General features: G+C 71.5%; 16 protein-coding genes. 6 read left to right on the top strand and 10 right to left on the bottom strand.

The features are described 5' to 3' along the window. Window positions 1-522: 522 nt before the first annotated feature. Window positions 523-927, bottom strand: coding sequence for an ATP-binding protein (locus AC0NH5_RS23895; RefSeq protein WP_474407598.1), 405 nt, complete (start codon window positions 925-927; stop codon window positions 523-525). A 351-nt stretch (window positions 928-1278) separates the two neighbouring features. On the opposite strand from AC0NH5_RS23895, the gene AC0NH5_RS23890 reads away from it, so the two are divergent. The 3 genes from AC0NH5_RS23890 to AC0NH5_RS23880 all read left to right on the top strand — a co-directional run bounded on the left by AC0NH5_RS23890 (window position 1279) and on the right by AC0NH5_RS23880 (window position 3860). Further along, on the top strand, window positions 1279-2091 hold the full coding sequence (locus tag AC0NH5_RS23890) for an RNA polymerase sigma factor SigF (RefSeq protein WP_474407596.1): 813 nt from the start codon (window positions 1279-1281) through the stop codon (window positions 2089-2091). 193 nt (window positions 2092-2284) lie between these two features. After that, window positions 2285-2998 (top strand): DedA family protein, encoded by a 714-nt coding sequence (locus tag AC0NH5_RS23885; protein ID WP_474407594.1) that lies wholly within the window; start codon window positions 2285-2287, stop codon window positions 2996-2998. Between the two features lie 28 nt (window positions 2999-3026). Beyond that, window positions 3027-3860: an SDR family NAD(P)-dependent oxidoreductase gene (locus AC0NH5_RS23880; protein ID WP_474407592.1), complete on the top strand. Its 834-nt coding sequence runs from the start codon at window positions 3027-3029 to the stop codon at window positions 3858-3860. 105 nt (window positions 3861-3965) lie between these two features. Here the strand turns inward: AC0NH5_RS23880 and AC0NH5_RS23875 are convergent, their stop codons facing one another. Continuing rightward, window positions 3966-5147 (bottom strand): PQQ-binding-like beta-propeller repeat protein, encoded by a 1182-nt coding sequence (locus AC0NH5_RS23875; RefSeq protein ID WP_474407589.1) that lies wholly within the window; start codon window positions 5145-5147, stop codon window positions 3966-3968. A 6-nt stretch (window positions 5148-5153) separates the two neighbouring features. Continuing rightward, the gene (locus AC0NH5_RS23870; protein ID WP_474407624.1) at window positions 5154-7247 is read right to left on the bottom strand and encodes an alkaline phosphatase family protein; all 2094 of its coding nucleotides are present in this window, start codon (window positions 7245-7247) and stop codon (window positions 5154-5156) included. Between the two features lie 141 nt (window positions 7248-7388). Here AC0NH5_RS23870 and AC0NH5_RS23865 point away from each other — a divergent pair, with 141 nt between their 5' ends. Next, entirely contained in the window at window positions 7389-8591 is a 1203-nt protein-coding gene (locus tag AC0NH5_RS23865) for a glycoside hydrolase family 18 protein (protein WP_474407586.1), read from the top strand. Here the strand turns inward: AC0NH5_RS23865 and AC0NH5_RS23860 are convergent. From AC0NH5_RS23860 to AC0NH5_RS23835, 6 genes are all read right to left on the bottom strand, one after another. Beyond that, entirely contained in the window at window positions 8588-9313 is a 726-nt protein-coding gene (locus tag AC0NH5_RS23860; RefSeq protein ID WP_474407584.1) for a LamG-like jellyroll fold domain-containing protein, read from the bottom strand. The two genes, AC0NH5_RS23865 and AC0NH5_RS23860, sit on opposite strands and share 4 nt — an antisense overlap. 65 nt (window positions 9314-9378) lie before the next feature. Next, window positions 9379-9765 (bottom strand): RidA family protein, encoded by a 387-nt coding sequence (locus AC0NH5_RS23855; protein WP_474407582.1) that lies wholly within the window; start codon window positions 9763-9765, stop codon window positions 9379-9381. Window positions 9766-9767: 2 nt separating this feature from the next. Next, window positions 9768-10505 (bottom strand): tetratricopeptide repeat protein, encoded by a 738-nt coding sequence (locus AC0NH5_RS23850; RefSeq protein ID WP_474407580.1) that lies wholly within the window; start codon window positions 10503-10505, stop codon window positions 9768-9770. 184 nt (window positions 10506-10689) lie between these two features. Next, window positions 10690-11901, bottom strand: coding sequence for a tetratricopeptide repeat protein (locus AC0NH5_RS23845; RefSeq protein ID WP_474407577.1), 1212 nt, complete (start codon window positions 11899-11901; stop codon window positions 10690-10692). 29 nt (window positions 11902-11930) lie between these two features. After that, window positions 11931-12515 (bottom strand): TMEM165/GDT1 family protein, encoded by a 585-nt coding sequence (locus AC0NH5_RS23840; RefSeq protein WP_474407575.1) that lies wholly within the window; start codon window positions 12513-12515, stop codon window positions 11931-11933. A 234-nt stretch (window positions 12516-12749) separates the two neighbouring features. Then, entirely contained in the window at window positions 12750-14354 is a 1605-nt protein-coding gene (locus AC0NH5_RS23835) for an alpha/beta hydrolase (protein ID WP_474407573.1), read from the bottom strand. Window positions 14355-14525: 171 nt separating this feature from the next. Here AC0NH5_RS23835 and AC0NH5_RS23830 point away from each other — a divergent pair, with 171 nt between their 5' ends. Beyond that, window positions 14526-15026, top strand: a complete 501-nt coding sequence (locus tag AC0NH5_RS23830; RefSeq protein ID WP_474407572.1) for a hypothetical protein — start codon at window positions 14526-14528, stop codon at window positions 15024-15026. Here AC0NH5_RS23830 and AC0NH5_RS23825 read toward each other — a convergent pair. Next, on the bottom strand, window positions 14998-16593 hold the full coding sequence (locus tag AC0NH5_RS23825; protein WP_474407570.1) for an APC family permease: 1596 nt from the start codon (window positions 16591-16593) through the stop codon (window positions 14998-15000). The two genes, AC0NH5_RS23830 and AC0NH5_RS23825, sit on opposite strands and share 29 nt — an antisense overlap. Before the next feature lie 87 nt (window positions 16594-16680). Between AC0NH5_RS23825 and AC0NH5_RS23820 the strand changes: the two genes are divergently transcribed. Continuing rightward, on the top strand, window positions 16681-18954 hold the full coding sequence (locus tag AC0NH5_RS23820) for a putative bifunctional diguanylate cyclase/phosphodiesterase (protein ID WP_474407568.1): 2274 nt from the start codon (window positions 16681-16683) through the stop codon (window positions 18952-18954). Window positions 18955-18971: the final 17 nt, after the last annotated feature.

The raw sequence follows: 18971 nt of genomic DNA, 5'->3' as shown, positions 1-18971 counted from the left end.
GTTCTCAAAGAACAACCACACACCATCACACGACCCGCTTCCGCGGCCCGCCCTCCGGGGCACTCGCTCTACATTACCCTCGCCATTCCGTCCCACCAAATCAGGGGGCCTGAACCGCTCGGACCCGCAGAAGAGTACGCGACGAGTCGTCGCACTCGGTCTTCGGGGTTTGGCAGGACGGCCGCTGCGGATCTCTCCGCGAGCTCGCCCGTTTCCCTGCCGGCTCGCAAAACTTTACCCCTTCCTCCGCGGAGCGCCAAATCGGCCCCCACTCTTCGCCGTGGCTGCTGTGAACGCTGAGTTCAGGCGCGATTGGTGAGCAGGAATTGCATTTCCGAGGCAGCGGCCCGGTACCGGTCGAGCCGGGCGGCCCGCCGCGGGAGACGGGGCGTCCAGGAGGACGCAGCAGCAGCAGGAGGAGGAGGAGGAGGAGGAGGAGGAGGAGGCGAGCGGTAGGGAGGAACGCGTAGGTAAGGAAGGAACAGTGGAAGAGAGTGCAGGCGAGGATCGCCGGAGAGCCGCTCACCCCGGGAAGCTGGCCCACACATGCTTGGCGTCGGCCGTCCTGTACCAACCCACGTCGAGTGCGAAGTGCGACGCCAGCACCAACCCGAGCCCTCCTCGCCCGAGCGGCCGGTCCAGATCGAACGAGGGCTCCGCGCCCATCCCCCGGTCCGCTACGTCGATCACGAACCGATCACCGACAGACATCAGCCGGACCTCGGTCGGTGGCCGGCCGTACCGCAGGGCATTGGTGGCCAGTTCCGTGGCGACGACCGCGATCCGTTCCATCTCGTTCGTATCCATCCCGGCGAGCGCCTCGCGCAACGCGGCCCGCAGCGTCCGCAGGCCGCGGAAGTCGTCGAGCGCCCAGCGATGCAGCTCGACGGCGCCGACGTGCGGAGCCGAGACGGGCAACGCGGTCATCCGTCCATCTTCCACGCGCATCGGCATTAAGCACTGGTCCGTCCAGTTCTGCCCACCGGCCGGACGGCTACCCCCATTTAGGGGTGCAATGGAGGCCTGATCGCGCCGATCGGGGGAATGAAGAAGAACAAAGTCGACGCGGTTACCCTATTCGCCCTGGTTTGGTTACATAAATGACTCATACTTTCGGCTAGTCTTCTCTGGACCTGTCGGATAGAGTCTCCGTAACCGAACGGCCAAGTGTGCCTGGACTGCGGTTTGTTTCCGCTGCCCATGGAAATCAACGCCCGACCGACCCGGGTCCCCATCGCGGGACCGGCTCTCCGGAAAGGTGTCAGGGAGGACCACGACATGACCGTCACTGAGACTTCGACCGCGGTGTCGCCGTCGACAGCCGCCAGCGCCCAGGCTCCGGCCGACAGCGCGGCCGAGCTGCTCAGCGCGATGGCCGCCATGCCTGCCGGCCACCCCTCACGGGCTGCGCTGCGGGACCGGGCGATCGAGGCCTGGCTGCCGCTGGCGCGCCACCTCGCCCACCGTTACTCCGGTCGCGGTGAACCCACCGACGACCTGATCCAGACCGCCACCGTCGGCCTCATCAAAGCGGTCGACAAGTTCGACCCCGAGCGCGGCGTCGACTTCGCCGGCTACGCGATCCCGACCATCATCGGCGAGATCAAGCGGCACTTCCGCGACCGCACCTGGTCCGTCCGGGTCCCGCGCCGCCTGCAGGAGCTGCGTCTCGCGATCACCGAGGCCAACAGCACGCTGACCCACTCGCTCGGCCGCAGCCCGACAGTCCCGGACATCGCCGCCCACCTCGGCATCAGCGAGGAGGACGTGCTCGAGGGCCTGGAAGGCGCCCGCGCCTACAACGCGACCAGCCTCAGCACGCCGATCAGCGCCGACGGCACCACCGAGCTCGGCGACACCCTCGGCGGCGAGGACTACGAGTACGAGATCGCCGAGACCCGCGTGGCTCTGGGCCCCGCGCTCGCCACGCTGGACGAGCGCGAGCAGAAGATCTTGACGCTGCGCTTCTACGGCAACCTGACCCAGTCGCAGATCGCGGACCAGATCGGCATCTCGCAGATGCACGTCTCCCGGCTGCTCACCAAGGCGCTGACCAAGCTGCGCGGTCAGCTGGCGGCCGACGCGCTCTGACAAAGCCTCCCCAAGCGGCGGCGCCGGACCACACGGTCCGGCGCCGCCGCGCTTTGTCCGTGGGCGTTCAGATCCGCCGGGACAGCGCCGACTGCCATCAAAAGCCGCACTTCGCCTGATCAGAAAAGGTCCGATCACTCTTCCGGAACAGGTCGGTGTGGGCTCGCTCCCGGCTGGCGCTACCGTGTAGCGGATGTCACCTACAGCCTCCCTCCCCGGAATCCTGGAGAGTGTCGCCCCGATTCTCGACCGTTGGGGCTATCTGGCGATCGGTGGAGTGATCGGCGTGGAGAGCTTCGGCGTCCCCGCGCCGGGCCAGACGATCATGGTGGCGGCCTCGATCTACGCCGGCTACGGGCGGCTGAACATCTACATCGTCGCCATCGTGTCGTTCGTGACCGCGGTGGTCGGCGACAACATCGGTTACTGGATCGGCCTGCGCGGTGGCCGTAAGGCCGTCCATCGGTGGGGCAAGTACATATTCGTGACCCCTGAGCGGCTCGAACGCGCCGAGCAGTTCTTCGCCCGTCGCGGCAACTCGATCATCGTGGTGGCCCGGTTCATCGACGGGCTCCGACAGCTCAACGGTGTCATCGCCGGGATCACCCGGATGCCGTGGAAGGCGTTCCTTCTCTACAACGCCATCGGCGCCGCCCTCTGGGTGGGCTGGTGGTGCACGGTCGCGTACTGGTTCGGCTCCAACCTCGTGGTGATCATGGGGTACGCCCACAAGTACAGCTGGATCGCGATCGGGCTGGTGGCCGTCGCCGTCGCGATCTACGTGACCCTGCACGTGCGACACGTGCGCCGGCGCCGGGCACGAGCCGCGGAAGCGGCCGCCGAGCCCCCGCTGCCGATCGAGCCACCTGATCACTCCCGGACAGATCCCCCGGCTGCCTTGCATTGACGCCGAGCCCGGCAGGAAGGCGCGTGTGATGCAGAGGTTCGCGTTCGCGGGGCGTACCTGCGTGCTCACCGGAGCAGCGAGCGGGATCGGCGCGGCCCTGGCCCTCGACCTGGCACGGCGGCGGGCGAACCTGGCGCTCGTGGACCGGGACGCGGACGGGCTGGAACAGGTCGCCGGGATGGCGCGACAGCTCGGTGCAGCCGGCGTTCACCCGTACCACTGCGATCTCAGCGATGGTGGCGACCGGACGGACCTGGCCGCTGAGGTGCTGGGCCGCCATGGCGGCGCCGATCTTCTGATCAACAATGCCGGCGTGACGCTGACCGGGACGTTCGAGCAGAACAGTCAGGCCGACATCGACTGGCTGCTGGAGATCAACCTGCACGCGGTGATCCGGACGACGAAGGCGTTCCTGCCGCAGCTGCTGGACCGGCCGGGCTCGCACGTGGTGAACATGTCCAGCCTGTTCGGCCTGCTGGCGCCGGCCGGTCAGGTGGCGTACGCGACGAGCAAATACGCGGTGCGCGGCTTCACCGAGGCGCTGCGGCACGAGCTGGCGCCGCGCGGTGTCGGGGTCACCGTGGTGCATCCGGGCGGAATCCGGACCAACATCGCGGCCGGCGCCCGGGTCAGCGGCCTCGATCCCACCGGTGAGCAGGCCGCGCAGGCGCGCCGGTTCGCCGAGCGCGCGCTGCGGATGCCGCCGGAGCAGGCCGCCCGGCAGATCGTCGCGGCGATCCAGGCGCGCCGCCCGCGGTTGCTGATCACCCCCGAGGCGAAGGCCGGCGACTGGCTGACCCGCCTCGCCCCCACCCGCTACTGGGCGATCAGCGAGTTCCTCACCCGCCGCAAACTCACCTGAGCAACCCGCTCCGCGCAACCAGAGTCGCATTGCGCCCGTCGACGGCGAGGGCACCGAGAACGGCCAGCGAAGCGACGTCGTTTTCGGTGCCCTCGCCGTCGACCCTCAGGGGCGCAATGCCAGCGAGCCGGAGGCGACGCCGGCAAGCACAGCGAACCGTGGGCGGACTTGGCCGGCGATGGTGGTGAAGTCGCCGCCGGCGTCGATGGTGCCGGCGGACCGGTTGGCGGCCAGCACGCGTACACCGATCACGCCGTTGGCCTGCGGAGCCCAACTGGTCAGCAGGCCCCTGCCGGTCATCGCAGCCAGCTTCACCCGCGGCACCGAGCCGTCCATGCAGGCGCCCTGCGGCCCGTTGCGCGGAGTCAGGCAGGCCCGGTCGAAGTGCCCGCCGACGTAGGTGATGCCGTTCAGCGTGGTGATCGCGACCGCGTCCCCGTCGAACACCCGCTGCCACCGCATCGTGCCGTTCAGGGCGTACGCGACCGCACGCCCGCCCTGCCCGCCGGTGGCCACGTAGACGCCGGTGCCGTCCACCGCGACGGCGTTGACCTCGGCGGTCACCGTGGGACGGAAATAGCGGTCCAGGGCGCCGGTGCGGCCGCTGACCGCGGCCAGGCGCAGCGTGCTGCTCACCCCGTTGACCTTGTGGAAGGCACCGCCGAGGAAGAGCCGGGACCCGGCGATCGCGAGAGTGTGCACCCGGTCGTCGGCGTTCGCCTTCCAGGCGCGGTCCAGCCGGCCGGTGGTCAGCGAGAACGCAGCCAGGTTGCGGCGCTTGACGCCGTCCACCGCGGTGAAGCTGCCGCCCAGGTAGAGGCGCCCGCCGCCGGCGGCCAGGGCGTACGGGGTGCCGTCGATGTCGTGGGTGAATGAGCGCAGTGCGCCGGTCTCCGGGTGGAGCCGGGCGATCGAGTCGCGTTTCCGGCCGCCGACGGAGTGGAAGTACCCGGCGGCGTAGACGCTGTCGCCCGCGCTGGCCAGCGCGCGCACCGTGCTGTCCGTGGCCGGCGCCCAGCTCAGCAGAACGCCGGTACGCGCGTCGAACGCCGCCAGCCGCTGCCGCTCGTAGGTGCGCCCGGCCCAGGTCGCCCGGGTGAATGAGCCACCGACGTAGACGGTGCTTCCGCGGTAGGCGATCGCGTAGACAGTGCCGTTGAAGGTGGGCCCGGCCCGGACCCCGGTGCCGACGGCCTGTGCCGGGGCAGCTGTGCTGAGAAGAACTGTGCCGAAAAGGAGCGGCAGAACGGTCAGGAGGAGCTTTCCGGCCAGGTGAAGGAAACGCACATTGCCTTAACCCTCGCGGCTCGGCGAAAGTCGCGCCGTCCGGGCCGGTTCGGCATCTTGGACTCGCACCGGGTCACCGGCCGTGATCGGCGCCGGTTCCGGTTCGCGCAGTCCCAGCATGATCAGCCAGTCCAGCAGCTGCCGGTGCACGGCGTCCGGGCCGTCCAGCTCGTCGGCGACCGGCCAGCCCGCCGGGTGGACCAGCACCGCGTCGGTCTGCCAGCCGCCCAGGCCGCCGTGCGAGCCGACCAGTTCCTCGAACGCCGAGACCTCACTGGTCACCGGATCGACCGCACTGATCAGCACCAGGTCTCCGACGTGCGCGAAGAGTTGGTGACGCAGCAGGTCCCGGCGGGCGCGGGGGCCGTACGGCCGGAGCGGGTCGACACCGGTCACCGCACCGTCGCGCAACCGCTGCGAGCCGCCCGACCCGTACACGACCGGGCCGTCGTCGTCCTTGACCACGACCAGGCCGATCCCCGGGTGCGCGGCCAGCCCGCTGATCAGTTTCGGGTACGCCTCCTCGATCTCGGTCCGGCTCAGCCGGTGCGGGAAGCGGGTCAGATAGAGCATCGACAGGTTGCCCGAGGAGACCACGATCAGCGGGGCGTTCGACGGGACAGTGTTCTCCGGTTCCTTCTGCCCCTCCTCCTCGGCGGGCAGGTGCGGACCGGCCACCCAGTCCGGTCCGGCGAGCCGGTCGACCACCTCGTCGAGGGTTTCGCCGTACCGCTGGCGGAAGGTCGCACCCTGGCTCTGCCCGTGGTCGGAGAGCACCACCAGGTGGTAGTGGCGGGCGGCCTCAGGAGCGAGCCGTTCCAGCACGCCGAGCATCCGGTCCAGGCTCTCCAGCTGGCGCATCGACTCCGGGCGGGCCGGACCGGCGTGGTGGGCGACCTCGTCGTAGTCGACCAGGTCGCAGTAGATCGCCGGGACGCCGCGGGCCATCTGCTCGGCCATCAGCGAGACGTTGACGTCGCGCAGCAGCATGGCGGCCGGACGCAGGGCGAGGAACGCGCCGGAGCGGCTGACCCGGGGCTGAAGATTGCGCCGGCGCTGGAGGCGGGCCTGGTGCAGCTCGGTGAGGACCTCGGCGACGCCGAGCACCAGTGCCCGGGTGAAGCCGTACGGCGAGGCCATGAACGCGGCCCAGCCCCGGGCCGACCGGCCGGGCAGGGCGGCGTGGCTGACCGTGAGCAGGTTGGTCGTGGCATCCCCGCTGAACGCGTTGCTGATGCTCACGCCGCCGTCGCGGAGCAGTCCGTTGCCGTCGCTGAGCCGCTTCTCGATGATCGCGGCGTCGCGTGGGCGGTTGGAGACCATCACCTTGCCGGTCTCTTTCTCGTACCACCGGAAGGCGGGGATCTGCCGGGTGGCACCGTGCAGGATGCCGGCCTGCGAGGCGGGGGTGGTCGACGGCAGGCCGGTGTGCCACGCCTTGACGGTGTGGCTGCCGGTGCGCAGCCAGTGCCCGAGCGTCGGCAGGTTGCCGGCCCGGACCGCCCAGCGCAGCACCGGCTCGGCCACCCCGTCCAGCTGCACGATGAGCAGGCCGGGGCGGGCACCGCGGCGGGGCCGGCGCAGGCTCAGCAGCGGGCCGCCGGCCCGCCGGGACGCCCGGCGGCGGACGCCCCGCATCAGCCGGCGCGCTTCCCGGACGAACGTGTCGTCGCTGCCGCTGTCGGCCATCCAGTCCAGCAGCGCGGCGACCACGACGGCCAGGATCGCGGCGGCCAGAATCGTGGGCAGTCCGCTGATCTGCTCGGCCGGATCCAGCTCGAGGGCCACCACCATGACCACCACCTGGGCGACCACGCCGAGCAGCATCGCGCCCCAGCCGCCGAGGGCGGTGATCCCGAGCAGCAGCAGCGGGCGGAGCACGGCACCGACCACGGCGACCAGCACGACCAGGCCCAGCACATCGGCCAGGTCCTTGGCGGCGACGCCGGGCATCAGCCACAGCGTGAGGGTGAGCACCACGAAGGTGGTCAGCGCGCTGCGCAGGACCGCTCGCATCCGGTTGAGGACCCGGCGCCAGGCGAACAGGGCGCGCAGCTCGGCACGCCGGTGGAGAACGTGCGGGTCCCGGACCGGCGGCATCTGCGGACTGATGGCCACGCCATGACGATGGCACAGGCTGATCGCGGCGTCCCGGGTGAGTCACCAAGGACACGGTGCAGGTCACACCCGTACGAGGGAACGACGAGCCGCCGCCGGGGTCGAGCGGTTACCTTCGTGCCGGTGCGTTCCCGGTCGGCTCTGATCCTCCTCGTCCTTGCGGCGTTCCTCGCCTCGTGCAACTCCGGGCCCCGCCCGGCTCCACCGGAACCGGAGCCTGAGCCGGCCCGGGTGGTGGCCGGCTACTTCACCGAGTGGGGTGTCTACGGCCGCGGTTACCGGGTGAAGAACCTGCGGGACAGCGGGGCCGCGGGACGCCTCACCCACCTGAAGTACGCGTTCGGCAAGGTAACCGGTGGCCGGTGCGCGGAAGGCGACGGCTGGGCGGCGCACCGAAGGCCGGTCAAGGCGGCCGACAGTGTGGACGGTGTCGGGGACCGGCCGGCCGACCCGTTGCGCGGCAACTTCGGTCAGCTGCGCAAGCTGAAGGCCGCTCATCCGCACCTCAAGCTGCTCTGGTCGTTCGGTGGCTGGACGGGCTCGGCCGGGTTCACCGCGGCGGCCGAGGATCCGGAGCGGTTCGCCGAGTCGTGCCGGACACTGCTGCACGATCCGCGCTGGGCCGGTCTCTTCGACGGCATCGACATCGACTGGGAGTACCCGAACGCCTGCGGTCTGGCCTGCGACACCAGCGGGCCGGACGCGTTGACCCGGATGCTCGGCGCGCTGCGGACCGCACTCGGCCCGGACGCTTTGATCAGCACGGCGGTGCCGGGTGACGTCACCAAGCTGCGGGCCGCCGACTACGCCGGGGCGGCGCGGCACGCGAACTGGCTGGGCGCCATGACGTACGACTACTTCGGGGCGAGCGTCACGGCCGGCGAGCGCCGGACGGCGCCGCATTCCGCGCTGAGCGCCTACCCCGGGATCCCGCGCGAGACCGCGACGACCGAGGCGACCGTCGGCGAGTTGCTGGCGCTCGGCGTGCCGGCCGAGAAGCTGCTGCTGGGCATCGGCTTCTACGGACGCGGCTGGACCGGGGTCACCGGGCCGGAGCCGGGCGCCACCGCCACCGGGCCGGCGCCCGGCCGGCACGGCAGGGGCATCGAGGATTACCGCGTGCTGGCTACCCGCTGCCCGCCGACCGGCACGGTGGGCGGGACGGCGTATGCCCGCTGCGGCACCCAGTGGTGGTCCTACGACACCCCGGAGACGATCGCCGCGAAGGTCGCTTTCGCCCGCAGCCGCTCGCTCGGCGGCCTCTTCGCCTGGGAACTCTCCGGCGACACCCCCGACGGCGCCCTGCTCGCAGCGCTGAGCTCCTAACCCATCTGGACCCAGACGTTGTCGAGTACGCCGTTGAACTGGTCGTTGTCGCGATAGGCGCCCTTCGCCCCGATGCTCAGCGGCTGGTTGTTCCGGACCGACAGCCCGGGTGGCAGGGCGGTGCGCCCGCGCAGCACGTCGTCGACGTAGATCTGCAGCACGGCGCCGGTCCGCCGGCAGTGGATCCGGTGCCAGCGCCCGTCCGCGGTGGTGACCGAGCTGCGGGCGATCCGGATGGTGGGCCGCCGCTCGTCGACCAGCACGCAGCTGGGCCGGCCCGCCGCGCCGTCGATCTGGAGCTTGTACTGGCTGCTGGTTCGCGAGTAGCCCTTCTGCAGGACGTTCTGTCCTTGGCTGGTCTGTCCCGGCGGGAGCAGCACGTCGGCGCCGAAGGCGATGTCGCGGGTGCCGGGGTTGAGGTCGGCGGAGTTCCGGCTCTGCAGCACCACGTGCGGGCAGACCTGGGCGGTGCATCTGCCGGGGAAGGCGAGCGCCGTGCCGGGCCCGTGCACCACCGGGCGGACCCGGCCGCCGTGGAAGGACAGGATCCGCAGGGTGTGCCCGTGACCGGACTCGTCGATGATCAAGCTGGATCGCCCGTTGAAGCCGTACCGGGCGATCGTCACCGGTTTCGGGGTGGCCTGTGGGTCCGAGATGGGACCGCTCGCCTGTACCGGTGCGGGAGCCACCACGGCCAGGATGGCCAGCAGGGCAGCGGACAAACACGATCGCATACCCCGAATTATTACTTGTGAAGCCATATGACCGTTTGTAAACGTCCGCCTTTTCACCGTCCGAGGCGAGCGTCGACCTCTATCTCGATCTTCATCCGCGGGTCGAGCAGGCCGCACACCATCATGGTCGCGGCCGGCCGCACCGGCCCGAACCAGCGGTGCAGGACCGGCGCGCACAGCTCGAAGTCGGCCGGGTCGGGCAGCAGGTAACGCACGCGCACGACGTCGGCGATCGATCCGCCCGCCTCGGCCAGCGCCGCCTCGATGTTCTGCAGGCAGCGCTCGGCCTGCTCGGTCACGTCCGGGGAGATGGTCATGGTGGCGTAGTCGAAACCGGTCGTGCCGGAGACGTACACCCGGTCGCCGTCGACCACCGCCCGGGCATAGCCGAACCGCTCCTCGAAGGCCGAGCCGCTGAAGATCGATCGCCGTTCGCTCACGATCAGGGACGGTACTCCTCGGGCCGGACCGGCCTGTTCTCCTCCTTGCGGCCGAACAGCTTCCAGCCCCGCTTCTTCTTCTCCGGCACCGGCACCGCGTCGCCGTTCAGCACGTCCAGGCGGTGTTTGGCGACCGGGTTGCCCGGCTCCAGCCGCAGGGAGGTGTGCAGCGCCTGCCGGGCCTGGTCGACGTGGCCGAGCGCGGCCAGCGCCACCCCGTGCGTGAAGTAGTAGTGCGCCTCGTTCGGGTCCAGCCCGATTGCCGTGCGCGCGGCCTGCTCGGCGTCGGCGATCTGCCGGTCCGCGGCGAGCAGCGCCCACGCCACCCGGTCGTGCCAGAGCGGGTTCCTGGGCTCCACCACGACCGCCCGGTACGCCATGCTCATCGCCTCGTCGTGCCGGCCCAGCAGGGTCAGCGCCCGGCTCGCGATGCCGAGCGGGCGCGGGTCGTCGGGGACCAGCTCGACCGCACGGGTCGCCGCGTCCAGCGCCGGTTCGACCTGGTCCATGGCGAGCCGGACGCGGGCCATCAGGATCCACCCGGCTGCCGAGCCCGGGTCGGCGGCCAGCACCGGGGCCAGCATCTCGGCGGCACGCTCGGGCTGGAGGTGTTCGAAGAGCGCGGCGGCCCGGGCCACGCCGGCGTCGGTGGGGTCACCGAAGGCACGCGCCGGGGCGGTCACGGAGCCGGTGGGGGTGACGGGCGCCGCCGCCCGGGAGGACTGGGCCAGGTCGGTCATCGGGCCACTCCGGGAAGAACGGGGATGGAGATCACGCGATCTACTTCGGCAGCACCCGGCGAAAACTGAGAACAAGCCCGCGGCAGCAGTGGGCGGCAACGGGGACGAAGGCGCGCGGCAGCGGCGAAGCCGGGGACAGGATCGATGCGGTCGGTGAAGCTCCAGCCGTACAAGAACAGGGTTTTCATCTGCTTGCTCGCCGGCGGCGGAAAACGATGAACAAGCACGCCGCGGCGCCGGCCAGGGCGGCCGTCACCGCAGCCGGTCGCCAGGCCGGATCGGCGGCGTCGGTGGCCGCGAGGCCGGTGGCGACCGCGAGCAGCACACCGGCGACCAGCCAGAGCGAGTAACTGGAGAGGCCGCGTCCCGATTCGCCCTGCTCCTCGGCCGGCGCGGTGAGCAGGCGCACCGCGAAGCCCGCCGCGGTGGCCGAGCCGAGCAGCCCGGACAGCCAGCCGTCCGGGGCCACCACCGCGACCAGCAGCAGGACGACAGCGGATCCGGCGGCCACGGCCGCGATCCGCTGCCGGCCGTGCGCCAGCAGATCGCGCAGGTAGCCGCGCAGCGCGGGGTCCAGCCGGGCGAGGAAGAAGCCGGCGTACGCGGCCGGAGCGACCGCCGCCAGCGCGGCCACCACCCGGGCCGCCGCCGGTGAGCCCTCGGCGAACCGCCAGCCGACGTATGCGAGGAGAACCAGGATGATCGAGGTGTAGACCAGGAACTGGCGCAGCGCGATGTCCAGCAGGAACCGGCTGGCCTCCTGGCGCGGATCCGCCCGCAACGCGTTGACCAGCCCGGACGCGCCGCGGGCCAGCCGGTTCAGGGCGAACGGGTGATGGTGCACGACGTCCAGGGCGGCCAGCTCGTGCTGGGCCACCGCGTTCTGCGGGTCCAGGCTGAGCGCGTCGCGCAACGCCTGCCGAGCCCGGTCCATCAGGTTGAGCTGCTTCATCACCATGGCGTACGTGATCCGGAAGTCGGCCTCGTCCGGGTCGAGCCGCACGGCCTCACGGGCCGCGTGTTCCGCCTCGACCGAGTGCCGGCCCTCCTCCAGCAGCGCCCAGGCCAGCCGGTTGTGCCGGTACGCGTTGTCCGGCTGCCGCAGCACCGCCGCCCGGGCCGTGTCGATCGCCTCGTCGTGCCGGTCCAACGCGGTGAGCACCCGGCTCAGCGCGCCCAGCGCGTCCGGCCACTCCGGGGCGTGCCGCACTGCACGCCGGGCCGTCTCCTCGGCCAGCTCCGGCTTCTTCAGCGCGAGCTGCGCGTGGGTCATCAGGACCAGCGCGGTCACGTCGTCCGGGTCCGCGGCGAGCACCGCGCCGAGCAGTTCCGCGGCCGCGGCCGGCTCGCCGCGGAGCAGTTGCATCCGGGCCATCTCGGACCGGGACTCCGTCACGACGACTCCTTCGCGCAGCTTTCGGCTCGTCACAGGTGGGTGGCGCCCTCGACGATCAACCAGATGCCGAAGATAGCGAAGAGCGCGGCGGCGCCGTACTTGATCACCCGCTCCGGCAGGTGCCGGCCGAGGTAGCGGCCGACCACGATGGCGAGCGCGTCGGCGGCGACCATGCCGATCGTGGAGCCGACCCAGGTGCCGAACCAGCCGTGCTGGGTGGCCAGCGTGATGGTGGCGAGCATGGTCTTGTCGCCGAGTTCGGCGAGGAAGAACGCGCCGCCGACGGCGAGGATCGCCGAGCCGGTGGACCGTTCGGCCTTGTTCTTCTCCTCGTCGGTGAGCCGGTCGCCGCGCAGCGTCCAGGCGCCGAAGCCGAGGAAGGCGATACCGGCGATCAGCGAGATCCAGCCGGTCGGGATGGTGGCGCCGAGTCCGTACCCGATGCCGACGGAGACCAGGTGGACCACCGCGGTCGCCACGGTGATGCCGATGAGCACCGGGAAGGTCTTGTATCGGGTGGCGAAGGTCATCGCCATGAGCTGGGACTTGTCACCCAGCTCGGCGACGAAGATCACCGCAAAGCTGATGGCCGTAGCGGCCAGAAAGCCTTCCACAAACGTCTCCCGGTTCGACACGGCCGGGAGGAGACGCAGGGCGACCTCGACCCGGCCGCAATGAATGCTGCCTGGTCGAAGGTCTCGCTCGCCTGAAGATCAAGGCCGCGCGGCCGGACCCCGGAGACCGGGGCCAGTATGTCGACCGCGACATTGGGAGCTACTCCCCTTCGCGGGTCCGATCATAGCCCAGGGTCCGGCGGCTTTCGGCCGCCGGACCCTGTGACTTCGACGTCAGCTGCCCAGCACGCTCCGCTGCAGGCGGAGACGGTCGCTCAGGGACCCGGTCTGCCGGCCGGCCGGGGTGGCGGCCGGCGCGCCCGGCTTGGGCTTGGCGATCGGCGGGCACTGCTTGTCGGAACGGTTCGCCTTGACGCGCCGCGGCAGCGCGCCGGACGCCAGGTAGTCGGCGATCGTGTCGTCGACGCACGCGTTGCCGAAGAGCGAGCCGGCATGCGTGGTCCCGCCGACCCCCTCCACCAGCGCGGCCAGCGGGAAGCGGCGGCGCACCTCGAGGGCCCCGGAGTACGGCGTGGCGGCGTCCAGCGTCTCACTGATCAGCAGGACCGGCGGCGCCTTCTGCCCGGTCACCGCGACCGGACGGCCGGGCCGGCCCGCCCAGTGCCGGCACGGCGCGTTGTACCAGGCGTTGCCCCAGGTCTCGAACGGCGCCCGGCGGTGCACCCGCCAGTTGTCCTTCGACCAGGTGCGCCAGTCGGACGGCCAGCCGGCGTCGGTGCACTGCACGGCGAGGTAGACGGCGTACCCGTTGTCGGAGCCGGCGCTCTGCGGGTGCTGCTCGTCGTAGAGCCGCTTGAGCTGTTGCGGGTCCTTCCGGTTGATCCACGCGGAGAAGGCCTGAGCGGTCGCCTCCCAGCCGAAGATGTAGTAGCCCGGCTGCAGGAAGATGTCGGTCAGCTCGGCCGGGCCGATCACTCCGCCGGCCGGCTTCGCGGCCAGCTCGGTGAGCTGCCGGTAATAGAGCCGCTCCACGGCCCGGGCGGTGCGGCCCAGGCGGTAGACGGAATCGTGCTCGGCGAGCCACGCGAAGTAGACCTTGATGCTGCGGTCGAACGCGACGTCCTGGTCGAGGTTCGAGCGGTACCAGACCCGGCTCGGGTCGACCACGCCGTCGAGCACCATCCGCCGGACCCGGTCCGGGTAGCGGGTGGCGTAGACCTGGGCGAGATAGGTCCCGTACGAGAAGCCGTAGAAGCTGATCCGGTCGGCGCCGAGAGCGCGCCGGATGCTGTCGATGTCCCGGACCGCGTCCTCGGTGCGCATGTTGTCCAGCAGCGCGCCGCCCGCCTTGGCGCAGGCCGCGGCATAGGCCTTGGTCCGGGCGTGCCAAGCCTTCTCGATCGCGGCGGTGGTAGGGACGTACGGCGGGCGGTTGTACCCGGTGTAGTCGCTGTCGCAGGTCAGCTTCGGCTTGCTGGCGCCGACGCCGCGCGGGTCGAAGCCGATCCAGTCGTACGCGGCGCCCGCGCCCTTCGGCACGTGCGAGCCGAGCGTCGCCATGCTCAGGCCCGGACCGCCGGGACCGCCCGGGTTGACCAGGATGACGCCCTGGTGCTTGGCGGCCGGCACGGTGCTCTTCACCCGCGAGACGGCCAGCTGGATCTTGGTGCCCTCGGGCTTGCGGTAGTCCAGTGGCACGCTGACGAAGCCGCACTCCGCCCGCTGCGCCTTCAGCGTCGCGTCCGTGCAGGGGCCCCAGGTGATGGCCGCCGGCGCCGCCGTCCGCCCGGCGCCCCGCGTGTCGGCCTGTGCTGCCGTGACCGCGGCGCCGACCGCGCAGAGCGCGACCGTGGTGGCAGCCGCCCAGAATCTTCTCATGTTTGCCCCTTGTGTCTGATTCACCCCTTATGTTGTGGGTGAATCGGACAGTTTCCACCCCTCCACGCCGGGCCTATCGGTTATTTCCATCGGCCCGGTCAGTCGCCGACACTCCGACGCGCGCGCCCGGAATGCCCGCGAGCGGCCGATTTGCCTGTCACCATGCGAACCATGGACGAGTTCTGGCTCCACCCCAGGCTGGGGACGGCAACTCGGGACGGCCGGGCCCCTCGGTACTACCTGGTCGCGCTCCAGCACGCCGTACAGACCCTCGACGCGGACCCGCGCTGGCAGCAGTGGTGGCACTGTTCCGGCTTCGCCGGATGTGAGCTCGGCATCGTCACCGAGGGGCGCCTCGACCACCTTCGGCCGAGCGCCGACATCCGCCGGATCGACGACCAGCTGCGGGCGAACTTCACCTGCGAGCTGCCGCCGGTCGGGTCGGGCCCGGACGAGCTGGCCCGGCGGGCCAGCTCCGAGGTGCGGACCATGTTCGAGGTGATCAAAGAGGCGATGGCGCTGCCGGACCTGCCGCCGACACCGGAGCCGTCGGCGCCGACCTCGGACGTCGACGACGTGCCGGTCACCGCGAGAGGACTGCCGTCGATCCCGCGCGAGCTGGAGCAGCAGGGATATCTGACGCTCATCCAGGTCCAGGAGTTCTTCGGCTGAACTCGACCGGAGGATGGCCGGCTCGTTCGGGGCGATGGCGGCCCGGTGCGCGCTGCGCCGGGATCCGGGGTTCGGCCGGCGGCACCGGCGACGCCGGCTCGGCGTGCGGGGGTCGCGGCGTGATCACCATCGCGACGCCACCCAGGCCGATACCCGCATAGGTCACCGGCCGCAGTCCCCGCAGCAGCACCGCATGCACCACCCCCAGCAGCGCGCACACCCCCAGAGCGGCCGGCACCGCCCACACCCGGGCGCTGCCGGCCGGCAGACCCAGCAGCGCGGGCAGATCACGGAACGCCAGCAGGGCGAGTACGGCCAGGGACACAGTGGACAGCACGGGCGCGACGAAGCGGCTCCAGGCGCCCTCGTCGCCCGGCCGGCGGTTCAGGTGCAGCAGCGCCGCCAGCGACATGCCGGCCAACAGCACCAGGATGCTGAGCGCGCCGCCGGTGATCAGCCAGCGGGCGGTGCCGGCACCCGGGGCGGCGCCGGCGAGCGCGGCCCCGGCCACGGCGGCGCCCGCGATCAGCGACTGGGTCAGGGAGGCGGCGCGGGGTGCGCCGGTGCGGCGGCCGGTGTGGCCGAGCACTCCGGGGAGCACGTGCTCGCGGCCCAGCGCGTACAGATGGCGGGCGATGGCGTGATGCAGCGCCAGCAGGCCGGCCAGCACGCCCAGACAGAGCGCCACCCGCGCCAGCGTGACCGCCCACGGCACGACCCGCTCGGCCGCCAGGTCGACGAGCAACTCGCTGCCCCGATCACCGGCGACCGCGGTGATCAGCGCCGGCCCCGCGGCCACGATCATCGACCAGGAGACGCCACACAGCAGCAGAGCGATCATCAGAGTCGCCCCGGGACCGCCCCGGCCGGGACGGATGGACTCCTCCGCGTAGGCGCCGGTGGTCTCGAAACCGGCAAAGGCCAGCACCGCGGCGGCCAGCAGCAGACCGAGGAGCGGACGGTCGATCGCGGCCGGGTCGGGGGCGATCGCGTCGGCGGGGACCCGATCCGCGTACGGCGCCACCACGTTCGCGGCGGCGACACCGGCGAGGATCGCCGCACCCAGGACGGTCAACAGGGCGATCACCCCGGCCGCGATCTCCACCCGCATGGTGCCGGCCGCCGCGACCAGGGCCCAGCACGCCGCGGCCACCACCCACCACGGCGCAGCGAGGCCGAACCAGACGCCCAGCAGCGGAGCGGCGGCGACACCGGCGAAGACGTAGAGGCCGAACTGGATCGCCTGATAGCCGGCCACCGCGAGCCAGGCGGCGGTCAGGCCGGCGGGACGGCCGAGGCCGCGGGCAATCCGGGGGTACGCCCCACCGGCACCCGCCGCCCGCCGCGTCATCGCCGTCTGCCCGGCACAGAAGAGCAGCAGGACCAGGGCCACCGAGGCGAACACGAGCGGGACCAGCGGTCCGGCTCCCCCGGCGAACGCGGACGGCACCAGGGTGACCAGCGTGACCACCGGGGCGGCGGCCGCGAGACCGAAAAAGGCGACGAAGGTGGCGCCGATGCGGCCGCGAGCGAGGGTGTTCGGCAACTCATCCTCGGGTGTGCCCACTGGTCCATTCAGACGTACCACTCTCGATTTGGCAACCTTCGGTAATGAACCACTGACCGTTCGTGACCAGGTTGGCATTTTCCTCAGTTGACCCGGAAGCCCGCCGACTGCAACCACGTGCCCGCCACCCAGCAACTGACGGAGTTCCTCGCCGTCGTCGCCGACCTGTCCGACGAAGCTGCCGCGCAGCGCGCCGCTGTCGAGTGCGCCGGGCGCGCGCTCGGCGCCGACCTCGCGGTGCTGATGGTCGACGGCGGCGTGATGGCGGCCGCCGGGCTGCCCGCCGACCAGATCCCGGCATACGCGCTCTCCGAGATCGCCGCCGGCCGCCGCGCCGGCCTGGAGGTCGACGGGCATCCGTACGCGATGGCCTCGGCCCCGCTCGGGGGAACGCCCTCCGGGATGCTGGCCGTGGGCCGGCGCGAGGGAGCGTTCAGCGTCGAGGAGGTCTGCCTGCTCCGGGGCATGGCCCGGGTGCTGGAGCTGAGCCTGCAGGCGCTGCACCTGATCGAGGCCGAGCGGAGCCAGGCCGCCGAGAACAACCGGCTGATCGACTCCTTGCAGCGCCGCCAGCGCCTCTTCGACGAGCTCAGCACGGTGCAACGGGCGATCGCCCGGCGGGAGCCGCTGCGGCGGATCCTCGACGTGATCACGGCCGGCGCCGCCGAGCTGATGGACGTCGCGCTGACCGGCCTGCTCGTGCTGGACGCCGAGGACCCGAGCCGGGCGAGCCTGGTCGCGGGCCGGGGCATCCCGGACGAGGGCGTGGCCCGGTTGCAGCGGGTGCCGATCGCCGGCCTCGGCGCCTCCGGCCTCGCGATCATGGGGAACGAACTGGTGGCCGTCGAGGACTACGCCGGCTCGCCGATCGCCGTCCCGGAGGTGGCGCGCGGTGAGCTCAAGAGCGTGATGGCGGTGCCGGTGCACGAGGACGGCGTCGTTGTCGGCGCCATGTTCGTCGGTGTCTGCGCCGAGCCGCGGGAGTGGGACAAGCCGTCGCGGGAAATGCTGCTGGCCTTCGCCGAGCACGTCAGCCTCGCCATCACCGACGCGCGGACGCTGCGCGAGATGAACCAGGCGTTCCACGACGGCCTCACCGGACTGGCCAGCCGGTCGTTGTTCGTGACCCGCACCGAGAACGCCCTCACCGCGAGCCGGTCTGGCGGGGTGGCCGCCCTCCTGGTCGACCTCGACCGATTCAAGGTGATCAACGACGCGCTCGGGCACACCGCGGGCGACCAGCTGCTGGTCGCGGTGGCCGAGCGGCTCCGGGAGTGCCTGCGCACCGACGACACCGCCGCGCGCCTCGGCGGCGACGAATTCGCCGTGCTGCTGCCGGACATCGCGGGCGTGGAGGCGGTCATCCCGGTGGCCCGCCGGATCGTGGCGGCGATGCGGGAGCCGTTCGACCTCGACGGCCGGGAGACGTTCGTGACCTGCAGCGTCGGGGTCGCCTACGGCGGGGACGGCGAACAGGACGCCCAGGAGCTGCTGGTCCGCGCAGACCTGGCGATGTTCGAGGCCAAGAAACAGGGCAAGGATCAATACGCGGTCTTCGAGCCGGAGATGCGCGAGTCCTTCCAGCGGCACCTGGAGATGGAGGCCGACCTGCGGCGCGCGGTGCTGCGCCACGAGTTCCAGCTGCGCTTCCAGCCGATCGTGCGGCTGCGCACCGGGGAGATCACCGGCCTGGAGGCGCTGATCCGCTGGCAGCACCCGGAGCGCGGGATGATCCCGCCGCTCGACTTCATCCCGCTCGCCGAGGAGACCGGCATGATCGTGCCGATCGGCGAATGGGTGCTGCGGGAGGCCTGCCGGCAGGCGGCCGGATGGAACGCCCGCCGGGAAGGTGAACAGCCGCTGACGGTCAGCGTCAACCTCTCCGCGGTCCAGCTGGAACGCGCCGACCTGCCGGACGTGGTGCGTTCCGCGCTGGCCGAGAGCGGTCTACCGGCCCACTGCCTGGTCATCGAGCTCACCGAGTCGCTGATCGTCGATCATCGCCCGGAGACGTTGCGGCGCCTGGAGGCCATCAAGGAGCTGGGCGTACGCCTGGCGATCGACGACTTCGGCACCGGGTACTCGTCACTGGCGTACCTGCGCCGGTTTCCGGTGGACATCATCAAAATCGACAAGTCGTTCGTGGACGACGTCGGCGACATGCCGGCCGCCACCGCGCTCACCCTCGGCATCATCCAGCTGGGGCAGGCGCTCCAGCTGTCCACGATCGCCGAGGGGATCGAGGACGCCGGGCAGCTCAGTGAGCTGGCGGACGGCAACTGCGAGCTCGGCCAGGGCTACTACTTCGCCGAGCCGCTGACCCCGGAGGCGATGCAGCACCTGCTGTTCCCGGCGAATTGACTGTGAGGTAGATCCCA

Source organism: Actinoplanes sp. 13 (genome assembly GCF_056134165.1).
The sequence above is the reverse complement of the archived record's forward strand: the minus strand, read 5'-3'. Positions and strand labels throughout refer to the sequence as shown.